General features: G+C 35.5%; 22 protein-coding genes. 16 read left to right on the forward strand and 6 right to left on the reverse strand.

Annotated features, from left to right (window positions below; all coding sequences use genetic code 11):
* Positions 1-16: 16 nt before the first annotated feature.
* The 3 genes from CG11_RS06705 (at position 17) to CG11_RS06715 (ending at position 4990) form a co-directional block, all read left to right on the forward strand.
* The gene (locus tag CG11_RS06705) at positions 17-1039 is read left to right on the forward strand and encodes an alpha/beta hydrolase (protein ID WP_052594413.1); all 1023 of its coding nucleotides are present in this window, start codon (positions 17-19) and stop codon (positions 1037-1039) included.
* 317 nt (positions 1040-1356) lie between these two features.
* Positions 1357-1842: a hypothetical protein gene (locus CG11_RS06710; RefSeq protein WP_156039685.1), complete on the forward strand. Its 486-nt coding sequence runs from the start codon at positions 1357-1359 to the stop codon at positions 1840-1842.
* Positions 1843-2032: 190 nt separating this feature from the next.
* Positions 2033-4990, forward strand: a complete 2958-nt coding sequence (locus CG11_RS06715) for a TonB-dependent receptor (protein WP_052594416.1) — start codon at positions 2033-2035, stop codon at positions 4988-4990.
* 116 nt (positions 4991-5106) lie between these two features.
* On the opposite strand, the gene CG11_RS06720 is transcribed toward CG11_RS06715, so the two are convergent.
* The 4 genes from CG11_RS06720 to CG11_RS06735 form a co-directional block, all read right to left on the reverse strand.
* Positions 5107-6771 carry an OmpA family protein gene (locus CG11_RS06720; RefSeq protein WP_052594418.1) on the reverse strand — a complete coding sequence of 555 codons (1665 nt, stop codon included), beginning with the start codon at positions 6769-6771 and terminating at the stop codon, positions 5107-5109.
* Positions 6772-7067: 296 nt separating this feature from the next.
* The gene (locus CG11_RS06725; protein ID WP_052594421.1) at positions 7068-9458 is read right to left on the reverse strand and encodes a carboxypeptidase-like regulatory domain-containing protein; all 2391 of its coding nucleotides are present in this window, start codon (positions 9456-9458) and stop codon (positions 7068-7070) included.
* Positions 9459-9887: 429 nt separating this feature from the next.
* Entirely contained in the window at positions 9888-10571 is a 684-nt protein-coding gene (locus tag CG11_RS06730) for a hypothetical protein (RefSeq protein ID WP_052594426.1), read from the reverse strand.
* Positions 10564-11694, reverse strand: a complete 1131-nt coding sequence (locus CG11_RS06735; protein WP_052594428.1) for a tetratricopeptide repeat protein — start codon at positions 11692-11694, stop codon at positions 10564-10566. Before CG11_RS06735 ends, CG11_RS06730 begins: the two co-directional genes overlap by 8 nt.
* Before the next feature lie 245 nt (positions 11695-11939).
* Between CG11_RS06735 and CG11_RS06740 the strand changes: the two genes are divergently transcribed.
* The 10 genes from CG11_RS06740 to CG11_RS06780 all read left to right on the forward strand — a co-directional run bounded on the left by CG11_RS06740 (position 11940) and on the right by CG11_RS06780 (position 20515).
* Positions 11940-12866, forward strand: coding sequence for a sterol desaturase family protein (locus tag CG11_RS06740; protein WP_052594430.1), 927 nt, complete (start codon positions 11940-11942; stop codon positions 12864-12866).
* Between the two features lie 191 nt (positions 12867-13057).
* Positions 13058-14080 carry a hypothetical protein gene (locus CG11_RS06745; protein WP_063833051.1) on the forward strand — a complete coding sequence of 341 codons (1023 nt, stop codon included), beginning with the start codon at positions 13058-13060 and terminating at the stop codon, positions 14078-14080.
* A gap of 379 nt (positions 14081-14459) precedes the next feature.
* Positions 14460-15056 (forward strand): TetR/AcrR family transcriptional regulator, encoded by a 597-nt coding sequence (locus CG11_RS06750; RefSeq protein ID WP_052594435.1) that lies wholly within the window; start codon positions 14460-14462, stop codon positions 15054-15056.
* Between the two features lie 129 nt (positions 15057-15185).
* Positions 15186-16088 carry a hypothetical protein gene (locus CG11_RS06755; RefSeq protein ID WP_052594437.1) on the forward strand — a complete coding sequence of 301 codons (903 nt, stop codon included), beginning with the start codon at positions 15186-15188 and terminating at the stop codon, positions 16086-16088.
* A gap of 122 nt (positions 16089-16210) precedes the next feature.
* On the forward strand, positions 16211-16915 hold the full coding sequence (locus tag CG11_RS06760) for a hypothetical protein (RefSeq protein ID WP_052594439.1): 705 nt from the start codon (positions 16211-16213) through the stop codon (positions 16913-16915).
* A 231-nt stretch (positions 16916-17146) separates the two neighbouring features.
* Entirely contained in the window at positions 17147-18004 is an 858-nt protein-coding gene (tatC, locus tag CG11_RS06765) for a twin-arginine translocase subunit TatC (RefSeq protein ID WP_052594441.1), read from the forward strand.
* A 47-nt stretch (positions 18005-18051) separates the two neighbouring features.
* Positions 18052-18714: a metal-dependent transcriptional regulator gene (locus CG11_RS06770; protein ID WP_052594443.1), complete on the forward strand. Its 663-nt coding sequence runs from the start codon at positions 18052-18054 to the stop codon at positions 18712-18714.
* Between the two features lie 152 nt (positions 18715-18866).
* The gene (locus tag CG11_RS06775) at positions 18867-19427 is read left to right on the forward strand and encodes an RNA polymerase sigma factor (protein WP_052594445.1); all 561 of its coding nucleotides are present in this window, start codon (positions 18867-18869) and stop codon (positions 19425-19427) included.
* Positions 19428-19501: 74 nt separating this feature from the next.
* A complete protein-coding gene (locus CG11_RS30140; protein WP_156039686.1) occupies positions 19502-19678 on the forward strand; it encodes a hypothetical protein in 177 nt (58 codons plus the stop codon).
* A 150-nt stretch (positions 19679-19828) separates the two neighbouring features.
* A complete protein-coding gene (locus CG11_RS06780) occupies positions 19829-20515 on the forward strand; it encodes a ClpP family protease (protein ID WP_052594447.1) in 687 nt (228 codons plus the stop codon).
* Between the two features lie 74 nt (positions 20516-20589).
* On the opposite strand, the gene CG11_RS06785 is transcribed toward CG11_RS06780, so the two are convergent.
* Together CG11_RS06785 and CG11_RS06790 are read right to left on the reverse strand one after the other, a co-directional pair.
* Positions 20590-20868, reverse strand: coding sequence for a hypothetical protein (locus tag CG11_RS06785; RefSeq protein WP_156039687.1), 279 nt, complete (start codon positions 20866-20868; stop codon positions 20590-20592).
* 85 nt (positions 20869-20953) lie between these two features.
* Complete coding sequence (locus tag CG11_RS06790) at positions 20954-21370, reverse strand: hypothetical protein (protein ID WP_052594451.1); 417 nt, start codon at positions 21368-21370, stop codon at positions 20954-20956.
* Positions 21371-21855: 485 nt separating this feature from the next.
* Between CG11_RS06790 and smpB the strand changes: the two genes are divergently transcribed.
* The 3 genes from smpB (at position 21856) to CG11_RS06805 (ending at position 23931) form a co-directional block, all read left to right on the forward strand.
* Complete coding sequence (gene smpB / locus CG11_RS06795) at positions 21856-22317, forward strand: SsrA-binding protein SmpB (RefSeq protein WP_052594453.1); 462 nt, start codon at positions 21856-21858, stop codon at positions 22315-22317.
* Between the two features lie 5 nt (positions 22318-22322).
* Positions 22323-23096 carry a M15 family metallopeptidase gene (locus CG11_RS29050; protein ID WP_063833038.1) on the forward strand — a complete coding sequence of 258 codons (774 nt, stop codon included), beginning with the start codon at positions 22323-22325 and terminating at the stop codon, positions 23094-23096.
* A gap of 277 nt (positions 23097-23373) precedes the next feature.
* Positions 23374-23931 (forward strand): hypothetical protein, encoded by a 558-nt coding sequence (locus tag CG11_RS06805; protein WP_052594455.1) that lies wholly within the window; start codon positions 23374-23376, stop codon positions 23929-23931.
* The last annotated feature ends 123 nt before the right edge of the window (positions 23932-24054 follow it).

The raw sequence follows: 24054 nt of genomic DNA on the forward strand, positions 1-24054 counted from the left end.
TACTAACAACTGTATCATGGTGCTTTTTGATTTTGTTTTTTATGCCCTTCTTTTTTTTACTGGCATTGGGAGTTATAAAATTATTCGATCAGCGCCAGCACAAAACAAGTTTATAAAGCTACTCAAATTGCTGTGGGTACTCTGGACTGCTTCTCTTTGGATCGGTCTTATCCTACAATGGGTTTTGCCTAAAGGTTCTAAATATCAAGAAGCCGTACACTTGCCCCGTCATTTGTGGATACTAGATCATGGTTCCTTCAAAGATGGGTATTCCAAACAAAAGATAGCCTATGGTCAACATCCTAAGCAATACTACCATTACTATCCTGGTTTAGAGACTAGTCCAAAAAAAAATACAATCATTATCTACTTTCATGGCGGGGGGTGGTGCTTGGGTAGTCCAGATCAACATCGGTATTTAGCACACCTATTGCAACAAGAAGGATATAGTTTAGTTTTTCCTGCTTATCGCTTAACTCCAGCGTTTGGCTACAAAGACCTGCAAGCAGACGTTAACCATGCTGTACGACATGCCTTAAATTTTGTAAAACAACAAGGGGTTGAACAACCTAAAATTATACTAGGCGGCACCTCTGCTGGAGGCAATTTGGCTAGTTTATTCGCTTATGACGAAAATAGATGGTCAGCAATGGACCTAGATCGATCTATTTTAAAGGGCGTTTTCAGTATTGTTGGAGCACTTAATACAGCTGCTATGGAGCAAACCTATACCTTACTAAATTATACTGGTCTCATTGATAGCCCATCTTACCAATTAGCCAATCCTCTTCATTGGATCAGCCCACAAGATACCTTTCCTTTTTTATGTTTACATGGCAAAAAAGACGGTTTGGTTGCTTATAAAGCGGTAGAAGAGTTTTGTAAAAAACTGAACCATACCGTCCCCAATATGTTACAATTCAAGACGTATGAAACAGCTACTCATATTGAATTAGGAGCTGCTTGGTATTATAATTCCGAAGCAAATTTGGGACAAGATACGGTTCTAATTAACTGGTTAAATACCGTTTCTAGATAATTCCTATAAACTAATGATAATTAAATTACTGACCTCTTTAATTTTGCAAATACTAGCTTATTAACAAAATAAGTAAGTGGGCAGAAAAAAATATAGCTAAAAAATAGACTTATTTTTAGTGCTAATTGATGAACGCAGTGACCACGTAGTAGCAGCGTAGCTAACTATTGTTAAAACTCAATGCAACTAAAGACACAATACTGATTATCAACTACACAGCGCTTACCAAGTCATCTAATGCGATTTTAAAGCAGACGAATACCGTTAAACAAAGTTAAAATTTGCTTCTAGGATTTTTTTCTACTATATTTGTTTGTATGACAACGACAAAACATAAAATAACAGCCTTCTCATTGGCTTTTTTAGTTCTAATTTCAACGACTGGAATTGGACTAAATATTATGTTATGTAATTGTACGGGAGTCCAATATCTAGCTATTCTAGCTTCTAAAATGAATTTAGAGTGTTGCAAAGAAAAACTAGCTGCTGCCAAGAAAAATTGTTGCACAAACTCTAAAACTATTCAGCAAGATAATTTTGACTCGCCTACTATAATGGCAGAAAAAGAGTGTTGTTCTTCTTCTTTTAAATATGCAAAAGCAAATATTAATTTAGAGCTTGTAAAAGAAATACCACTACCTACCACAAGTTTTGTTCACACATTTTGGGTACCTAGTAAGGTACTTCCATATACAGAACCACTTTTACTTCCTCAAAATGTTGCTTGTAGCAATACATCTAATAAAGCACCTCCCCGATTTAAAGAATCAATCTTAAATTGGTTTCAAGTCTATCGTTGCTAGAGATATATTAACAATTCTTGCTATAAAAAACTTTTTTTATAGCCATCCCACGTTATTAATATATTATTAACCACATCTACACTCCTCTATTCTTTTATCAGAAAATATTTTTTATCAAGGAGTTAGATCAACTTAGGCGTACTATTTTCAAGAATCCAGTAGTTTAGCCTAAATTCAATTTAGCAACATCATGCACTACTTATTATTATCATGCTGGATAACATTCTTTGCATTTATTTCTCATCACACTGCTTCTGCTCAAGAAGATCCTATGCGCTTCTCAGGAATGGTGGTTAACAAAGCCGATGAGCCTCTTATTGGCGCAACAGTAAACTGGGTTAATACCACTGTTGGTGGTGTTACAGATATAGATGGTTGGTTTGATATTCCTAGGTTAGATAGTACCAATTCGCATATTTTAGAAATTAATTATGTCGGTTACGAAACCGTTCAAGTAGAGATTCTTCCAAGCGAAGAACGCCTAAAACTCGTTGTTGAAGATAATACAACTCTTGAAGATATTGTTGTCGAAGCCAAAGAACGAAGTAGTTTTACCTCTACCTTAGACCCCATCAATCTAGAAACTATTGGAGCAGGCGAATTGCGTCGAGCAGCTTGCTGTAACCTTTCGGAAAGTTTTGAAAACAATGCTACTGTCAATGTCAATTTTAGCGATGCTATTACAGGTGCCAAAGAAATTGAGATGCTAGGGCTTCGGGGCACTTACACACAAATGCTTATCGAAAACCGCCCCTCGTTCAACCGTCTTGGTCGCGCTTATGGTTTAGAGTACATCCCAGGAACATTCATTGAAGCCATTCAAATTTCCAAAGGAGCTAGTTCGGTCCGTAATGGCGTGCAGGGCATCACAGGTCAAATTAATACAGAACTCATTAAACCTTACAAAGCACCGCTTTTGTTTCTAAATCTATTTGCTAATTATACGGGACGGGTAGAATTAAATGCTCAGTTCAATTATAGAATTACCAAAAATTGGAGTACAGGTTTGCTCATGCATGGCAATTATTATGGAACTGAAATTGATTATAACAAAGACTCATTCCTTGATATTCCACAAAAAAAGCAAGTTAACATCATCTCTAGATGGGTTTATAAACCCGAATCTTTGCATTTTGAAATCAACTTTCAAGGTATTCTAGATAGTCGCGTTGGTGGTCAAACTCAAAGTAGTTTTCAAAAAGTATTTGACCAACCTGCTACTCGTTTGTATCAAGTCAATAGTGAAATTCGCCGTCTTGGAGTATTTGGAAAACTCGGCTACTTTGGTTTTGATAATCCCAAACAAAGTATTGCTGTTGTTTACGATGCCAACATACATCAACACAACTCTTATTTTGGAAGTAAAAAATATACTGGTTTGCAAAAACGCTTGTATGCTAATTTTGTTTTCCAGACCAATTTGGGCAACACTGGATTACACAATTTAAGCACTGGTTTGAATTATGATTTGATTGATTTCAAAGAGCAATTTGTTGATATTAATAACGATCGAACAGAGCACCTTGCAGCTCTTTATGCAGAATATGATTTTACCAAAAAATTTAATGAAGAGAAAGGCACTCAATTTGGTTTAATCTTAGGAGTTCGTTCTGATTTAATACACACACAACAGTATACCAAGTTTTATCCTTCTCCTCGCTTGAATATTAAGTATAATTTCTCAGATGATATGGTCATTCGCGCTTCGGCAGGACGAGGAGTTCGCACAACGAACTTATTGATTGAAAACTTAAAGTTCATGCCGAGTTATAAGGAGTTTTCTGTCTTGGAAACCATCCTACCAGAAGTTGCTTGGAATTACGGTGTGAATTTTGCTTGGAACCTCAAGATAAGTCCCAAATTAGAAGGTAGCTTAAATGTTGACCTTTACAGAACAGACTTTGAAAATCAATTGATTGTAGATTTAGATTCTGATCCTACTTATACTCGCATACAATTCTACAATTTGAACGGAAAATCTTTTGCCAACAGTATTCTGATTAGTTATACCCAAGATATAATAAAAGGCTTAGAAGCTAGAGTAGCCTATAAATTTAACGACGTTAGAATGACTTATGGCACTGTACTACATCAAATGCCTTTAATGCCACAACACCGAGGGCTTATTCATTTAAACTATACCACTCCCAAAAAAGATTGGGAATTTAACGTGACCCTAAATATTATTGGTTCACAACGTTTGCCACATTTACACCCTCCTTATGGTGATAACTTACCTGCCTACCGTTTTCAAGAATATAGCCCCGCGTATGTTCGTTTGAATGCTCATATTTCTAAGTTTTTCAAAGGAGGCTGGGAAATTTATATTGGAGGTGAAAACCTAACCAATTATACACAAGAACAACCAATTTTGGGTTATCAAGATCCCTTTGGAACATCTACGACCAACAGCTATGCTAAATTTGATGCTACATCTGTTTTTGCTCCTGTCTTTGGTGCCCAAGTGTATGCTGGTGTCAAGTATACTTTTGAAGGAAAAGAACGCTTTGCTCCTGTCAATTCATGCTCTAGTATACCTACTATTTCAGAAAATACAATACCGACTAAAGAGGATTGGATATTAGACGAAAATCAGCAACGAATAGCGATTAAAACGTCATCTCAGTGTGGCTCATGTGAAGAGATTATGCAAAAAGCATTATCCAACTTAGCTGGCATCGAGCAAGTTAGTTTAGATATAGAAACACAAATCTTAACCGTTATTTATCATCCTAATCAAGTTGAGGTCTCTGATATTCGAAATGCCATTTCAGAAGCGGGTTACGATGCCGATCATGTAAAAGCAAATCCTCAAGCACACGATAATTTGCCTGGTTGTTGCCAACAAGATGGAGGACATAGAGATGGTAAAACTAATTATACCTTAACAACTGCCGTTATTCAAAGTTCTAATCAATGTGGTATGTGTACCATTACAATTAGTGAGGCTTTATTTGCCTTCGATGGCGTAAAGAATGTATCTGCTGATGAAGAGAAACATACTGTAACCGTCCAATTCATTGAGCAGAAGATTAACCTTCAAAAAATAAAAAAGGCAATTACTAAGGTTGGTTATGATGCTGATAATCTAAAAGCAAACAAAGCAGCTTATGATAAGCTACATGGTTGTTGTAAAAAAGCAGAGTAAAACATAATTACTACAATAGTTACCTAAGTTATTCGTGACCATTCTTACCATTGAAATAAAAATCCCCATCCAAAAATATCGGATGGGGATTTAAAAAATATGAACTGTATGGATTATTATTTACATTTTGTAAACTGAGCCTCACTAAAGTCCTGAACTTTGTTGAACTTCACTCTTCTCATAACATACATATTGGCTGCTTTTTTATATTTCAATTCAGAAACAGCAGCTTCTTGGTATAATTTGAATTTTGGTTTTGTTGAGTTTTGAACATAAACAACCAAATCACCTACATTGTCTGTGTCATAAATTACATACTCTTTAGGTCTAGTTTTTCCTTTACGCTCAGCATTCTTAGCTTTATAAACCTCACCTGTTTTCTTATTTCCAATAAATACAACAGACTCTTTCAACAAACGAACTTTTAAGATCCACTTATCTTCTTTTTTAGGTTTGCCTGCGCCAGAATTCCAATCTCCAACTTTGTAAACTCCAGTAGAAGGAACATCGTAAACAACATACTCACAGTTAACAGAACCTAAACAAGGAGTTGGAGCAACAATATTATCTGCATATTTAGCATACCCTTTTGTATGTCTATCTCCAACTAAGATAACAGGCTGGTTCAAATCTTTTAAAGATTCTTTTTTCAAATACAAACGAGTTGTTTTGCTACCTGGTGCTGTTTCAGATTTGATAATAATATTTTTCAAATCTTTCATTTTATGTTTGTTTGGGAACCAATCGCTTGTTGCGATACCATACTCAAATTGCTCACAAACATCCAAATCTTCTTCTTTGTTATTATCATCAATAACAGTAACACCATCTAAGCTAGCGTACGTACCATCTTCAAACTCAGCAACAGTTTGTTCAGCACTATAACGAATGTTAGCAGCTGTCAAGTCAGGTCTGTCTACACCAGAAAAAGCATCACCATTACAATCTTCTTCACACTCTCTTTGAGTAGCACAAGCACAGTAACCACTATTCATCCAGTCAAAGTCATAAGTTTTGCAATCTGCACCATCTGTTACTTGACAAGGTTTGCCAGTGTTTTTCCATACGATTTTACCACCTTGATCTACACCTTCGTAGAAAGTATATCCTTCTTTAGGCTCGTTCACCAATGGTAATTTAATTTTTACTGCTTTTTTAGCAGCCAATTCAGTGCCTTCAAAAGTTGCTTTGAAGTGTACAACAGAATTGAAGTATAATTTGCGCCCTTCTGTATCTTCAATAGAGATATTGTTTGTTTTTAGCACTTTAGTGTTATCGAAGTACTTCAACTCGAAACTAGATTTTTTAGTTTTTGTAGGTTTGTACGTTCCTTTTTCAATAAAAACTTCTGCACAATCGTTTTTGATTAAAGTATCTCTATCATCATCTTCCAAATAAAAAAGAACGAATACACGACGGTTTTGCTCTCTATCATCATATTTTTGTTCTTTTTCACCATAGAAAAACAATTCTGTTTTTTCTTGGTAAGCATCCCCTAGTGTCTTTACATATTCGAATGCTGAATTAGCACGTCTCTCAGAAAGTCCCATATTATAATTATCAGACCCCAAGTCACAAGTATGTCCAGCTACACGAACCTTTAATATTCTTTCTTTATTTTTCTCAAAAGCAGCTGTAATGGCTTCTGTACTTTCTTTTAACAAGTTAGCCTTGTCTAATTTAAAAAATACTTCCATACTATCTTTGATGGCTTCCTCTTGACCAAAAGAAAAGTTAGCACAACAAAGTATTAGGAAACAGCCTAAAAATAACTTCTTCATTTTAACAGTTTTTATTATTAGATAATTTGGTGGCGAATATAATTGTATTAGAACAAGGGTATTTTTTAAATTTACTTAATTGTATTTGGGTTTACAAATGTCATATAATTGCAAAAATATCTGTTGAAATTGAAATATCCATAAAACTTACGATTAATCTAAGTAAAAACTAAGATTTTCTTTATAAATCGGTACTTATTCTTGTTTTTGTTAAAAAAGTTGTTCAAAAAAAAAGCTAGCGACCCAAATCACTAGCTTTTTTTTCATATTTTTTAGCTTTTCAAATCAACTTAATTTTAAAATTTCAAGTTAATATTTAAGGCTGGCATAATAGGAAGTTGGTTGATTCTCTTGTACTCAATGCGATCAAAGTAGAATATATTTTCTCTATTGTAAACATTGGTAACACTTACTCCCAATGTCAATTTCATATGCTTGATTAAATCCAAAGTATATTTGATAGAAATATCCAATCGGTGGTAAAATGGTAATCTACCTTGATTGATTTCTTCTTCATAAACAACTCCTAAAGTGGTGTTAGGGTTAGTATTATCTGTCAAATAATTGGTACCTATCCCATCTATAAAAGACTGATTAGCATAAAAACCCTGTGTTCTAGTAAAAGGAAATCCTGATCCTAAATTCCAACGAATGCCTATTTCAAAAGGATACTCCGTGCGTTTTTGAATTTTATCATCATCTGATGCAGGTTTTTTCTTGCCAATTCTAAACTGATATGCTCCAACAAAGTTCACATTGTGACGGCGATCAAAATGGGCAAAGAAAGATTGTACCCCGTCATTTCTAGTCACATAACCCAATGAGTAAGAAGCATACAAGTACAGTTGATCCTTGTCGTAAGTTCCAGAAAAGTCAATTCCGTAAGCATCTCCTGTTTCAGCCAAAAAGTTCTTGCCAATATCTCCAGCAGCTCTATTTCTATTCAAAGAAACAATTTGAGGAAAGTATTTATAATAAGGTTCTAAATTCAAAGTCAAGTACTTACCTAAATCCAATTCGAAACCAGCTATAGCATGAATAGAGGTCTGCAAACGACTTTTCATTTTTTCATATACCCTGTCACCATTTTCGGTCACACTCAAGCGGTATACATTATCATCTGGTGCCCCCAAAAAACCTACAAAAAGATTGACTACATCGCGCTCATCTACAGAAGAAATTAAGTTTTGAGTATAAAATCCTCCTGCCGCTTTGAAACGCAGATAGTCGGTAATATTCCATTTTAGACCAAGTCTAGGCTCTATTTTAACTTCTCCTAGCGAAGCATAAGCCTGCATACGCACACTTGGTTCGATGACCACAGGACCAAATCGTCCTTGAAAATGACCATAGACAGCCGCTTCGATATTTGTTTGAGGAGCATTTTTGTCGCCTTGTGTTATAGCAGTATTATTTCCCAATGAATACTCAAAAGAAGTCGACAAACTATTAATTTCTACTCCAAAGTTAAACACTCTTGATTTAGGCAAGTAATAACTTACATTTAAGTTTGCGTTAAAGCTACCAACATCACTTCGACGTACTTTACTAGTTGCTCCCAATTCATTAAACTCCGATCCATAAATAGAATATGCAATAGTTCCATTCAAAGCCAATTGAGCTCCACCTGGCACAATTCTAAAATCGACACCTCCACCTGCTGCATCCCAGTCATAAGCTGCCAAACCATCAAAACGCACATTATCAGAATGATAAAAACCAAAAACATTGACTCGGCTACCATTGTTGGTATTAAAAGAAATCTTGGCATGTCCATCCGTAAAATTGTACGGCAGTACACCTCCTTCGTTCGCATAACTATATAAGAAAGGCGATGTTTCTCTTAAGTAAGAATGTTTTACCGTCATTAGAAACGAAATACTAGAACCTGTCTCTTCACTCAACTTGACAATAGGTCCTTCAAAAATCCCCTTGGCAACAAATGGATTGACATTCAACATCCCTGCAAAGCGAGTTTTATTCCCTTCTCGTGTTTTAATATCAACTACTGCAGACGAACGACCTCCATATTTGGCACTAAAACCTCCCGTATAAACATCTGCACTACGAATAATATCTGTTTCAAAAACAGAGAAAAACCCGATAGAGTGAAACGCATTAAACAATGTCATTCCATCTAGCAAAATTCTATTTTGCACAGGAGCACCACCACGTATATACAACTGCCCTCCTTGATCTCCTGTCGAAACAATACCAGGCAAAACTTGTAAATATTGAGCAAAATCGGCTTCTCCCCCAGCAGCAGGAATACGGTTAATTTCTTTAGGAGTGATTCGAACCAAAGAAACAGCCACATCATTTTGTCGTGCTGTTTTGTCGGCATCTACTTGTACTATATCAATTACATCGGTACTCACCTCTTCCATCAAAAGGTTTTGGTTCACCATTTTAGAACCAATAGATACTTCTATGGCTATAGAATCATAGCCTAAAAATGTTCCTTTCAAAATGTAATCCCCAACAGGAACTCCGGTAATATTATAATCCCCATCAATGGTAGTCGATGAAGCGTAAGTAGTACCATCTAAGTAGATTACAGCTCCAATTAGAGGTTCTCCTGTTCCTTTATCCAATACGGTTCCACGGATACCACCTTTTTGTGCTGTTGCCAATTGACTTAGCAGCAAAAATAGGACTACCAACAATACATTAAATTGTAACTTCATTATTAAACTTTTTTAAACCAGCCAACAATTAAAAGGATTGCAGTTGGGGTTGCGCCCCTAAAACGTTGACATTTAGTCTTATATTAAAAATAGTTTTGTACTAATTTCCTACCTGCTAAAAACTACGTTGACTGCTTACTTTTTTAGTACGCACACCAATTTCAGTGAATGGCAGTTTAACTATATTGCTTGTTGCTACAAGAAACCCTGCCCATGTAAACTTATGAAGTAATATTTAGCAGGTTATTAGCCTGCAAAAGAGGTCAAAACCCTCATTTTATTGGCTTTGGCGTGAAGTTATGCTTTTTTGGCTTATGTAGAAAACATAAAGCAGACTAAATTTCTCGATTTTGTACTCTTGAACCCTTCTTTATTCTTTATTGCAGTTCGATTCTAAATTTATCACAGCACAATTTTTTTCTAAAGCACCTACCGCTTTTTTCTCTTTTCTTTCTCTCTTTTTTCATAAGCCTTCACCCACGCTTTTCTTTCTTTGTTGCTAATTGCATTTAATTCTTCAATCAAAACAATTTCTTTATAAAAAGGATATTTTTGAGTCACCACATCGTACAATTCTATATCTTTCCAAACGATCTCTACCACTGTGTTTTTATAAGGTTTGATACCATTCATAAAACGAGTAGAGCCATCAAATTCTCGAAACCAGATAAATTCTAAAGTTTCGTTTTTTTCTGTCAAAATAGTAATGATAGGAAACTGTTGATTGGTATTAAAATCATAGAGAAGTCCAATATTAGAATGCTGTTCTTGTTTTATTTCCTTGATTTGCTCTTTTCCCATTTGCTTGGCAAATTTTCGAAAGCCTGTACAGTTTTTGAGTAGGTATTGATGCATTTTTTGCGCCACCTTTAACATTCCTCCACTATCCTCCAAACTCGTATTATTCTCCTTTAAAACACCTGTCAAGTTGGTATATAAGGCTTCTTCTATACAGCTATCTGCTTTGGTAGAAAGGTATTCTTTGTCTATTTGTAAAAAGTCAATCGCATCAAAACAGGCGCACGCTTTACCAAAAGCTTCCTCAGTTGCTGGTATTTGTCCTAGCAACAACATAGGGCAAAGAATCAATCCTATGACAAAGCACTTACTCATCTCGTTGTTGTGTCACTTTATAAACGTTTTTGAGTTCCTTATTCAGTTTTTGGTAACGGTCGCTGTCTCTTCCTTCCAATCGTTGAACAATACCTTTTGCTTTCAAATATAACTTGGCAGCTTCTGAACTATCCTCTATCAACATATAAAAAGCAGCTAGATCAGCCAATGCGTCCGAAAATGCGAGACTCTCTGTACCGTGTATTTGTTCTGCATTTTGTAAGAGTTTGGTATAAATTAATTTAGCACCTGTGTATTCTCCTATTCGAACATAGATAGAAGCCAAATTATAAGCTAGAGGAAGATACAAATCGGTTCCTCTAGTCAAATCCATTGTTGCCAAGTACAGCTGTTCACCTTTTTTATAGTTTTCAAAATCTTCAAAAACACTAAACAAACTATACATATCCGTAACAATTTTATCAGAGATAACACCACCAGAACTATTCAAAACATATTGCACCGTTTTAGACGTTTCTCTTAAAGCAACCTCGTTTGTCAAATCATAAGCTTGTTGAGCTCCAATGGCTTTATATGTAGAAGCTAGCGTGATTAGGCTACGTACTAAAATAATTTTCACATCCAAATAAATACGATACGCATTTCTTTGTCGATCTCTATCTTTGATTGCATCAATCGACCGATTAAAATCTTGAATAGGATAATAACGCTGATTAAGTGGATTCTTTATTTTAATGTTTTTAACTTCCCAACATAACTTTTCAGTTTGCTCATAGTTTCCAAGTTGCATCTCGGCATCTGCCAAATGCGACAAAGTGGAAGCATAAGTCAACGATTGTTTGCCATAAATTGTCGCTGCGACATCAACTAGTTCTTGTCTAATTTTCTGAGTCAAATTCCAATCTCCTGCTGCTGCGCTTGCTCTTGCGGTTTTGGTCAACACCAACCCATACACCGATTCCTTTCTATGATAACGCTCTTTTGCCAAGTTCATCATTTCCAAAGCATAGGGCAAAGATGCTGCATACATACGCTTTGTATGGTAATTATCCACTGCTTCTGTCAACTCCTCCCAAGACAAGTCACTAATATTCCCCTCTTGCCCACGCAAACAAAAAGGAAGTGCCACACAGGCACATAACAAACTCAAGGATAACAACATGATAATTTTTTTTACACTAAAATACGATGTTTGTAATTTGGGGAGTTTTTCTATATAAATATTTAAAAAACATATACTTTTATCCAAAAAAGGGCTATGCTCTATTTCATAATAATGTCTAATATACTAGTTCTATTGCATTTTTAAGCAAAAGTGTATCTATTAAACGACATTTTAGCCTTATCTTGCATACCATCTCGATTTATATAAAAATAGTCTACTTACAAATACATTTACCAAAAATCATGTGGGAGTCCATTCAAACCATCTTAAATTTCAAAAACCCCGTTGCCTATGCCATTCCATTTTTTGCTCTATTCATAGGAGCAGAAGTTTATTTGAATTACCGAGAACGTTCTGACAATTATCAACTAAAAGATTCGGCAGCTAGTATTTCGATGGGGATCGGCTCTGTTGTTATTGATATTTTAACTAAGTCAGCCGCATTTTTTCTCTTTAATTTTATTTATGTCAATTATGGCTTATTCAATGAAGCACTAAGTTATACCCTTTTAGGTTGGGTCTTGTTATTCTTTTTAGATGACTTTACCTTTTACTGGCATCATCGTTTTTCTCATCAAGTGCGCCTGTTGTGGGCAGCGCATGTCAACCATCATTCGTCGCAACATTACAATTTAAGTACTGCTTTGCGTCAAAGTTGGTCTGAGCTATTTTATAAATACCTTTGGTTCCTTTGGCTACCATTTTTGGGTTTTCCACCATTGATGATTCTAACACAGATTTCAATTAGTCTAATTTATCAATTTTGGATACACACCAAACACATCAATCGTTTTCCTGCTTGGTTTGAATTTATTTTTAACACACCTTCTCACCATCGTGTCCATCATGCAAAGAACATCATTTACTTGGATAGAAACCATGCGGGTATTTTAATTATTTGGGACAGAATGTTTGGCACTTTTATGGAGGAAGATCCCAATGAGCCTGTGATTTATGGCATTACCACCAATATCAACACATACAACCCACTAAAAATTGCTAGCCATGAATTCATCAATCTTGGCAAAGACATTTACAAAGCTCCAACCTTTGTAGATAAGTTAAAATACATCTTTTTACCTCCAGGTTGGAGTCACGATGGAAGTACCATGACAGCTGATGAAATGCGGGCAGACTGGGAACAGCAACAGAAAAAAAATACGCCTTAGAAATAAAACAATAGTTAGTTGCGATGCTACTAAAATAACGTCCACAGAACTATTTATATCGCTTAGAATGTTAAGAGTGTAGCCTATCTACTTGTTAAATGGCTTCACACTACGAATAAAATTATAACTTCAGTGGTAGAAGTTCTTTATTGGTAGCAACAAACGATGGTATTAAAACACAATCTACTATTATGAATGCACTCCTCCTTTCAATGTCTTGGGGAGAATTTTTAATTGACGTAGTTCAGCATCCTCAGAAATATGTTTTCTGGCTTATCGTCTTTCTAATTGTTCTCTTCCTTCTTTCTAGATTGAGAAATATCATGGAAGAACGTGGTGTAAATAGAGCCATCTATATCTCACGTGGATTTGTAGGAACATTTATTGCATTTATTGTCACCCCTGTTGTCTTTTTTATTATTCTCAATCTTGTAGCTATTGTACACGGCGTCAATACGATTGACATTAGTTTTTTGGCCAAATGGATTGGATTGACCTTAACTTCCTATTGGTGGCTTTTGAAATGTTTTTTTGGCAGCGAAAGTTTATCTGGTGCCACAGAAATCTATAGTTTAGATGCCATTATTAGAATTTTTTGGGTGCTTCTACCCTTTTCTATTATATGGTTCAGAGTATCCAGTTCAAGGATTGGTAAATTATTTCTTATTCCGTTAATTATTGGTGTTTTTGTGATTACCCGATACAAAACAGCTCCTCCAACATTTATTACAGAAGACCGAGAACTTGTCAATAAAATACCAGGATTAAATTGGTTTACAGATCAAGCGAATGGTAACAGTGCTGCCAATGCAGAAAAACAGTTTTTGGATGCTTCTAAACGAAAAATCATTGCTGGAGCTTTAGCACTCGTTATTATTATTGGATTTGTGGTTGGTTTGTACTTAGAATATAGAGTTATTGGGCTTCTTGTTACCTTAATTGGATTGCTAGGTTTTCTGCTCATGGCACCACACGAGAAAGAGAAGGTTATCCCTCCCTCACATCATCGAGATTATCATATGAATATTGATAGTTTAATCTATCAAATGGATAGTCTCTATGCGATAGATCAAAAAAGTATCGAAGTTTATAATATTAGTATGAAAATTAGTTCTGCTTATCAAGCAAGGATAGATGTAGGGGATATGATTCGTTTTCCAGATACACTTTGTGTCAAATACGAATCGTATTTTTACGATTGGTGTAAAGAATAAATTTTGAAGCACCTCCATAGACCTTTCTGATAAGATTGGAGGATTCACTGTTTTTTTGTACATTTACTTTATACCTACTCTACACGACAGTTTATTAGAAGCTTCCATCAAATGAGCTTTATGATGCTATTTATAATCATACTTAGCGACACTATTTATTTTGTAAACATGGGTTTTTGATTTTCTACAAATCATCAACTCCACAACATTCACACAGTAGTAGCGTGGCTAAAAAGGAGTACTCTCTTAGGAAACGATAGCACATAATATAGACATTCGTCTTTTAGATATTGTATTCAAACAATCTAAAACATTAAATTTTGGTGTAAAAAAAACATCATATAGAGTATTAAATAAGAAGAAATCAAGCAATCCAACCATGGGTAGAAAACCATTAGATAAAGAGCGCGTAAATGATCCTTACATCAAAGAAACTTGGGTAAAGGAACTGGCTACCCTATACTTGCAGCATGGTTTAGGCAAATTTACAATGGACAAAATTGCTAAAAAGCTCAATATTAGTAAAGCTACTTTGTATAAGTATTTTTCCTCTAAAGATGAGATTATTGATGCCGTTGTCCAATATAAAATTCAAGAAATCATCACGTTTGAAGACTTACTTGTAGATGATAATATTGATTTTTCTGAACGTTTTTTTGAGATTATCAAAACAGCCTCTATTATGTTAGCAGAAATCTCAGGTCAATTCCTACACGACACCAAAGTAAAACACCCAGAGTTGTTTGTCAAGATGGATACCTTTAGCGATCGAGCGCTCTATGCTGCCGAAAAATTTTACCAACAAGGTATCGAAGCAGGTGTACTCAACGATATTGATCCCAAAATTCTTGCTTTAACAGATAAGATGTTTATCCAAGCCGTTTCCAATCCTAAGTTTTTACAAGAACATAACATCTCTGTAAAAGAAGCCTTTGACAACTATTTTCTAATGAAGAGTAAGGGAATTTTTAAATAATCCATGTTCTTCTCTATTTTTAACAGTAGACTTTCCCTTTCGTGCTCAACAATTCTATATACTTGTTGTTCTAAGTAATTGACACAAAGAAATCAATCGACACATATACCATAACTAGTACTTAAACCTATGCAAATAGCCATTATTGACTGCGGCACCAATACGTTTACCTTAAGTTTATTTGAAGTAGATAACTCTAATCAATTTCGACGAAGCCTAAAAGATCGCCATTATGTAGAATTGGCAGAAGAAGGCATACACCAAATAGGTCCCAAGGCATTTCAAAGAGGAGTTGCTGCATTTCAAGCATTCCACGACTTCCTACAACAATACCCTAAGGCTAAGGCTCTCGCCATAGGAACAGCTGCCTTGCGTAGAGCTGCTAATCGCAATGATTTTTTAGACGCAGTAGAAGCTGTTTCTGGCATTCGTATACAAATTATAGATGGCTCCAAAGAAGCTGAATTAATTTATAGAGGGGTTCGAACAGCAGCACCGCTTAGTGCAACCCCATCGCTAATTATGGACATTGGAGGAGGAAGTGTAGAATTCATTATTGCTGATCAAGAGCGGGTTTATTGGGCTAAAAGCTACCCTATTGGCGTAGCCGTTTTATTCAAAAATTTTCAGCACTCTGACCCCATCCATATTGACCACATTCAACAATTAAACAAACACCTAGAAAAAGAACTCTCTGATTTACTGGAGCAACTAGAAGCCCATGCTATAGAGCATTTAATTGGTGCCTCTGGATCCTTTGATGTATTGGATAGTTTGAATGGTGCTAAAGATGCGACTGCTTCATTTGGATACATCCAACCCAATGCATTTGAGGCAATTTATCAGCAACTTGTAGAATCTAGCTATGAACAACGCTTGGTTACCAAAAACCTTAGTTCAACTAGAGCTAAATTAATTGTTATGTCTGTTTTATTGATTCGATTTATCCATCAAAAAATCAACACTCCCAATTTAGTAGTTTCGGATCATGCCATGCGAGAGGGCTTGGTCTATGAATTATTAGAACAATAGTCATTAGGATTTTTATAAAAAAAATAGTATTTTAGTTATGTTTATTAGTAGTCCACAGTGGATATTTTTATAATATGAATTAACGGTCTTTCAACTCTTTGATTCACATACTAGATAGCATAATGGCAAAAAAAAGAGCAAAAAAAATTTATGAGGAAGAGGAAGAAACCTTGAAAAAACGCTCTATCAATGGTCTTTTCAAAGACAAAAAAGAGGATGAATTGATGGGGATTAATACTGCTTTGGAGCAAGAAAAGGAGCAGCAAGAAAATACCACTGATGAAGAACAACTCTTACAACTGCAACAAGAACAGCTGCTAAAAGAACAACAAGAGGATGCTGAAAAAAAAGCAGCTAGCAAAGGAATTGCTATCCCTAAAGCTATCGCTGTCCGAGATCCTCGCAAAAACAAAGATCCTCTAGAAGGCGAAGACTTAGGAATCGACGAAGATGATTTTTTGTTGGCTCGAAAAGTACGAAAAGAAGATTTAGAAGCTCATAATGAGGTTAATGAGGAGGGATTGTTAGGATCAAATATTCGCAGACCTCGCGATTTCATTAGCATTTTTAGCCGTGGTCCTAGCACCGATGAATCTCCTAAGATTGACTCTAGCTTCGCTATTCTCAATAATAAATTCTTGCGCAAGGAAGTAGCAGCCATCCAACTTCTTCATAATTACCATTCAAAAGATAATAAGGAGAAAAGTAATACCCTTCAAATTTTTAGAGAATTATACTTAGAGGAGGACATAATTGACGAAATCAAAGAGGACAAAAAAGCATACGAAGACGAAGACTTGATTCAAATCATTATGAATCGATTGTAACATTCAAATTTATAGTTACACACTCGAAGCAGAATTCAATAACTCCTATTTTAGGGACGCAACCTGTATTCATTTATTTCTAAATTAGAAAATATTACACTAAGAATAAAGCATAAATAAGTAGCTATTCATAAGACTTTTGTACTTTTGTAGAATCAATGGATATCACCGCCATTTTCAATAAATAGTTTGAGAACAAACCAATGTTCTCTATTAGTACGAGTACAAAATATGCCTGATATAGCTAATAAGCCCGTTGTGACGGACTCCGAAGAGAAAGAGATGTCATTTGTAGAACATCTTGAAGAATTGCGCATTCACTTAATTCGCATTGCAATAAGTGTGTGTGCATCGGCTGTTTTTATTTTTTTTGCAACCAAATCCATTTTCACCAAAGTCATTTTTGGACCACTCAATCAAGATTTCTTGACCTACCAAATCATGTGCAAGTTATCTCATAAGTTAGACTTGGGGGACAAAATGTGCTACAGCCCAGCCGCTATTAATTTGGTAACCTTAGAAATGGGAGAAGCTTTCTTGTTGCACATCAAAGTTTGTATTTTTGGTGGCTTAATCATCTCTTTTCCATTTGTATTATGGGAATTGTGGAAATTCATAAAACCAGGTCTATATCCCAAAGAACGCAAAGCTGCCAATGGGGTTGTGGTAGTAAGTAGTTTCTTATTTCTTGCTGGAATTTCTTTTGGGTATTTTGTTTTGGCTCCTTTTGCCATTAATTTTTTAGTTGGATATGAATTGCCGATGATTAATGCTGCTAGCAATAGTAATTTGATCAAAGCGACCTCATTAATCAACTATATGATTATGTTCACGGTGCCTGTAGGAATTATTTTTGAATTGCCAATTATTGTTTTTTATTTGGCAAAAATGGGCTTGGTCACCGATACCTTCATGCGAGAATATCGTCGTCATGCTATTGTGTTAATTTTGGTTATTGCTGCTTTTGTGACTCCTCCAGATGTTATGACTCAAATTATCATTGGTATTCCTATCTATATTCTTTATGAATTGAGTATCCAAATTGCTGCTAGACAAACCAAAAAACGAGCTGCTGAGTTAAACGATTAACCCACATCATTAATCCCAAACATATCCACTAGAAAATTCAAACAACAATGCCAATCTCTCCTACAGAAGAAAATTATCTAAAAGCTATTTTCAAATTATCAGGAAAAGATAATGAAACTGTAGCCACCAATGCTATTGCAACGTCTATGAATACGGCAGCAGCTTCTGTAACGGATATGCTCAAACGCTTGACGGAAAAAGGTTATGTTTTGTATGAGAAATACAAAGGGGCTTGTTTGAGTCAAAAAGGCAAAGATGCAGCCATTCAATTGTTGCGTAAACACCGCCTTTGGGAGACCTTTATGGTTGATAAATTAAATTTTTCATGGGATGAGGTTCATGTTGTTGCCGAACAACTGGAACACATCCAATCCCAAAAACTAATTGATCATTTAGATGCTTTTTTAGGATTTCCCAAATTTGACCCACACGGCGATCCTATTCCAGACAAGCATGGCAATTTTGAGCATCATTTATCTGTATTTCTGTCTGAATTAAAGGTTCACGAACGTGCGATTATAGTAGGCGTAAAAGAGCACTCTAGCCCTTTCTTGCAATACTTGGAACAATGCAATTTAGTCTTAGGAACAACTGTAGAGGTCTTATCTTTCTTTGAGTATGACCAATCCTTATTGGTCAAAATTGGAGCAGAAACTCAAATTACAGTCACCCACAAAGTCGCTCAAAATTTGTATATTAAACAAATATAAACCTCCTACAAACTTTAGGCATATAGCAACATCCCATTGTTCAATACATTTCTAGCTGTTTATTTTGGTAATTTTTTTGGAGGTATTTTGTAACCTTTTCGCCTTTGGTGTTACTTACTAATAGAACACTTTGACTAAACAATGAAAAGCGTATGCAAGAAATAAAAACAACGCCTTCTTCTCAAGCATTTTTAGAATGGTACGAACCCATTCATGCTTCTTTTATTCGTTATTGTAGCAGCAAATCCCTCGATTTAATGCCAACCGAAGACTTGGCACAAGAAGCTATCTTGGTTACATTATCCGCCTTTGATAGAATCAGAGACAAAAACAAGCTTCTGAGTTATATGATAGGTATTGTTAACAACATTATCAAAAATCATTTGCGGCAGAAAAAATTTAGAGCAACTTGGAACGAGCAAACAATGGCAACTATTGCTGCTAAAGTCAACGACCCTGAAATAGCTTTGGACATCCAGTACCTTTATCAATGTATTCATAAGCTAAAGGATAAAGAAAAAGAAGCCATCTTATTATTTGAAATTAGTGGTTTTAGTATCAAAGAAATTAGTGTCATTCAACAGTCTTCTTCTGCTGCTGTCAAAACTCGGCTGCATCGTGCCCGAAAAACTTTAAAAGAGCTCGTAGCCAAAGATAAAAGCCCTCGTAGTTTATCGGAACGATTGGCTGTTTATGCTAGTATTTTATTCTAATCAATAGTTCGTTGAAACCACGCAGTAGCAGCGTAGCTAACTACTATCTAATAATAGACTATGTTTTTTTTATTATGAAAAGACCTATTAATGTCCCAGAAACCTTCTCCAAACTCCAAAAACTGCCCATAGAAATTAGTTTTGAGCAAGTAGAACAATGGGTAAAAGATGCTCCTAAGCATTCCACTACTGTCAATCGCTGGCTTCCATATTGGCTCGTTCAATTAGCCTCTTGGCGACCATTTAATTAATAATCTATAACGGGCATACCAAAGCAATGACCATTCTAAGCATTGCTTGCCCACACTTTCCATCAATAATATAACATTCTCAAACTACTTGTCAAAACAAGTACGGGCAGCTTATGTCCTATTCTGAGCTTTGACAATAAACTTATGCTTATGTATTCTAAAAATGAATTTATCAAATATGCCTCAGGGCATCTAGGGATGAGTAAGTTTCATTTAGAAACCCATCTTCAAAAACAACCTCCTTTTCCTCCTCAATTAAAGGGATTTACCCCTTCTGTAATGGAAGAACGCCAGATGAATGTCATTCAAATGGATGTTTTTTCTAGGTTGATGATGGATCGCATTATTTTTTTAGGTGTTGGTATTGATGCTTATGTAGCGAACGTCATCCAAGCACAACTACTGTTTTTGGATTCCTTAGATTCCAAAAAAGATATTCAAATGTATATCAATAGTCCAGGTGGGTCTGTCATTGATGGCTTGGGGATTTTTGACACGATGCAATATGTTACGCCTGATGTGGGCACAATTTGTACGAGCATGGCAGCGTCTATGAGTGCTGTTTTACTCGCCGCTGGGAGCAAAGGCAAACGTGTCTGCTTGCCGCATAGTCGCATTATGATTCACCAACCTTCTGGTGGCATGCAAGGGCAAGTGTCAGATATGGAAATCACCTACGATTTATTCAAGACATTACAGAAAGAACTATATACCATTTTGAGCAATACAACAGGGCAAAGTCTTGAGCAAATCAAAATAGATTGTGATAGAGACAATTGGATGCGTTCAGAAGAAGCCAAAGCTTATGGCTTGGTTGATCAAGTGGTTGGACAATAACTCCGATGGTAAAAAGAAAAACACTTGACTGAAAGATCAGCCAAGTGTTTTTATATACGTAGAGTCGTTAGATTCTAGTGCTCGTGTCCATCATGAGCCTCATCGTGAGCCTCATCAACAGCATCTTTTACTTTGTCAGCAGCCTCGTCGATAGTAGCATCAACTGCTTCTTTAGCTTCTTCAGCAGCACTTTTAGTGTCTTCTACTGCTTTTTCACCAGCTTCTTTTACATCCTCAGCAGCTTGATCCATTTTCTCACCTGCTTTTTCCATAGTTCCGTCGTTAGCATCTCCACAGCTGATTACCAAAGCAGAGAACATAAACATAAAAGATAAGATTTTTAGCGTTTTCATAATTATGTATGATTAAAAGAGTTAAAAAGATATGAGCCATAGTATTTATTGGCTCTTATAAAAATATACAAGTATTGTATTTAAATTATTTGGGGCATTTTGCCTCCATTTTTTCCGCCAAAGCACTTTCTGCATCAGCACGTTCTTTTTCAGTTGCATCAGGTCCCAACAAATCGGCAACAAATTGGATTTTATTTTTCCCTCCCATACATTCACCTACTTTGGCAAAATCAATTGTTCTATCTTCTCTTCTAGCATTTTCTTGGCAATCACAAGCTTGCTGAACAACAGCATCTGTAATTTTGCTAGCACCACTAGATACACTAGTTGATGATGTTGTTGAAGTAGTATTGGTGGTGGTGGTTGGATTTTCACCTGTTGTTGTTTCAGTTGTAGGTTCTGTCGTTTCGGTTGCTTCGTTATTAGCATCAGATGCACCTCCACAACTGATAAAAAAAGTAGTTACAAAAACTAACAGTAAAATGCTTCTTAATGTTTTCATTTTGTTTTTTAATATTATTTTGCTCTTTTCATACAATTTAAACCATATTGAAAGAACTTTTTTACCTAAAAATTGCTTTGATAAGAGTGCTTAATGTAGTAATTTAGGCGCTGTTAAAATCAAAACATTGTCAAAAATAAGAAGTATATATTGAGAATTCCTAGTTTTTGAATGTTTTTTTGAATGTTTCTCTAATATTTAATGCTTGGCTCAAAGCTGCTTAAGTATTTTAAATAATTAATTTTTTTAACAACTCAATCTCATAATTATACAGAAGTCTATCTATTCAACAATATAGACCGAAGCTATAAGTTAGATTCATAGTCAATATATAAATTTTTCGTTTCTTATTTATCTCCCAATTTTGTATAAAAACATATGGGTACGATGCAGAAACTACGATGACTAAAAACTATGTTTAACTTCCTATAATTATAGATTTCAATCGACCTATCTTTCAACAATAGGCATCAAGAAAAAACACAATGGATCTAAAAAAAAATATAGAAATTATCAATAAAAAAGCCAAGCATGAGTATACGTTTTTGTTTACCATAGAGGCTGGCATTATGCTACAAGGCACTGAAATAAAATCTATTCGAGCAGGAAAAGTAAATATGAGTGATGCTTACTGCATCATTAAATCAGGAGAATTGTATGTTTATAGCATGCATATTTCGGAATACAAATATGGTACCTACAACAATCACATCCCCAAGCGACCTCGAAAATTGCTAGTTACTAAAATCGAACTAAAAAAATTGCACAACAAGGTAAAAGAACAAGGCTATTCTATTGTGCCTTATCGTTTATTTATCTCCGAACGAGGCTTGGCAAAACTAGAGATTGCTCTAGCAAAAGGTAAAAAAAGCTACGACAAACGGGATGCCCTTAAAGAACGTGATTCAAAACGCACCTTGGATCGCCTACGCAAAAAATACCAATAGATTCTATGAACAACGCTCCCACTTTTTCTTTCTACTTGCTTCTTATTGCTTCTAGCTTATTTTGCTGTGCTTGTCAGTCAGATGCTCCTTCTTCGACCCAAGCCACTGTTGCCACTAGTCTTGACCTAGGCATAGATAGTATCACGATTGATACTATTCATACCCCAACACGCCCAAAAAAAGTTTCTCTTGGTTTTTCTTCAACGCAATTAGATTCAATTTTTCAATTGCATGATACAACATGGGTCAATTTAAAAGAGTTGCATCCATCCATTGAGTTGGATTTAAGATACGCAACGACAAATAATTTTATGGAGTTGCAAATTTATGATTGCGCTCAATGCTATCTTCGTTTAGCAACAGCTAAAGCGCTCTTAAATGCTCAAAAAGAGTTAGAAAGTCAAAATTTAGGTTTCAAAATGTTTGACTGTTATCGTCCTAAAAGTGCTCAATACAAACTTTGGAAGAAAGTTCCTGACCGTCGTTATGTCGCCCCACCTAGCAAAGGATCAATGCACAGTCGAGGAGGGGCACTTGATTTAACCATCATTCAACTCGACAACAAGAAAGAATTGGAAATGGGAACCGAATATGATTATTTTGGTCGAGCTGCTTATTGGGTCAACAAAGATCTTCCTGAAGAGGTTCTGGACAATCGACAGTTACTACGTTCTACCTTAGAAAAACATGGCTTTAAAACTGTAACCACCGAGTGGTGGCACTTCTCTTATCGCCGTGCTTGGTTCAAACTATCTGATATGCAATGGGATTGCAACTGATTTGTTAAAGATTTCTAAAGACACTTTTTAGGAATCTTTTTTGCATTTAGGCTAAACACAAGGATTGAATTTACTATTTTAGATAAAATTTTTTGACCAAGTGAATAGCTGGTCATAGAAAGTATGGGTAAAAATTACAAAAGGTAAAATGAGCCTGTACACAACTATACAACTTTTGTTGTTGTTAAATTTAAGAGATATATGGTGCTACTGCGTAGTATCTATTTCACGAACCTTTTTGTAAACGTCCTATACCATAAAATCTAAATGCATTGTTATGAAATTTTATTTACTATGTTTCTTTCTCTTGAGTAGTTGTTTGATCAACTCTAACATACTTTTAGCTCAAGAAGCCAAAGAAGATACTCCCCCAGAAAAATTAACCAAACAAGAACGAGAATATCTAGCTGCTCAAGAATATTACGCTACCGTAAAGCGAGTAAGCAAGATGTCAAGAGAGGAAAAGAACACGGTTACAGAATGCCCTTTGCACAATGAAAATAAGGAAATGCCCTTGAGTGATAATTATAGAGCTAACGCATCGGACTATACTACTTGTTATGAATATCCTTTTGCTTATCAGCTCAACTATCGCCGCTACTGCCGTGTCTGTACTAAAATTATGTCTAAAGACTCAGGGCAAAAAATGCCCGTTATTCCTAAAGGAACCTTTCAGCGTTGTCCAGCACACAATACTCCTTTAAAGGGGAATCCTGATTACGACAATATTATATATGAAAGAAATCCAGACGTCAATACACCACACGCCAAGCAATATTCGTTTAAGTATTACTGCAAGACTTGTACTAAAATTCTGAAATCTGAAACCAAATAGACTTTTTACTTCCCCCAAATTAGCCGAGTATGAATTCCCAAAATACACTTGATCCAAAAAGCCTTGTAATATCTTAAGGGATTGTTCACAGCTTTTTTTATTTTTGTTTTTAGAAACCAATTG

This window comes from Aureispira sp. CCB-QB1 (assembly GCF_000724545.1).
Classification (GTDB): domain Bacteria; phylum Bacteroidota; class Bacteroidia; order Chitinophagales; family Saprospiraceae; genus Aureispira.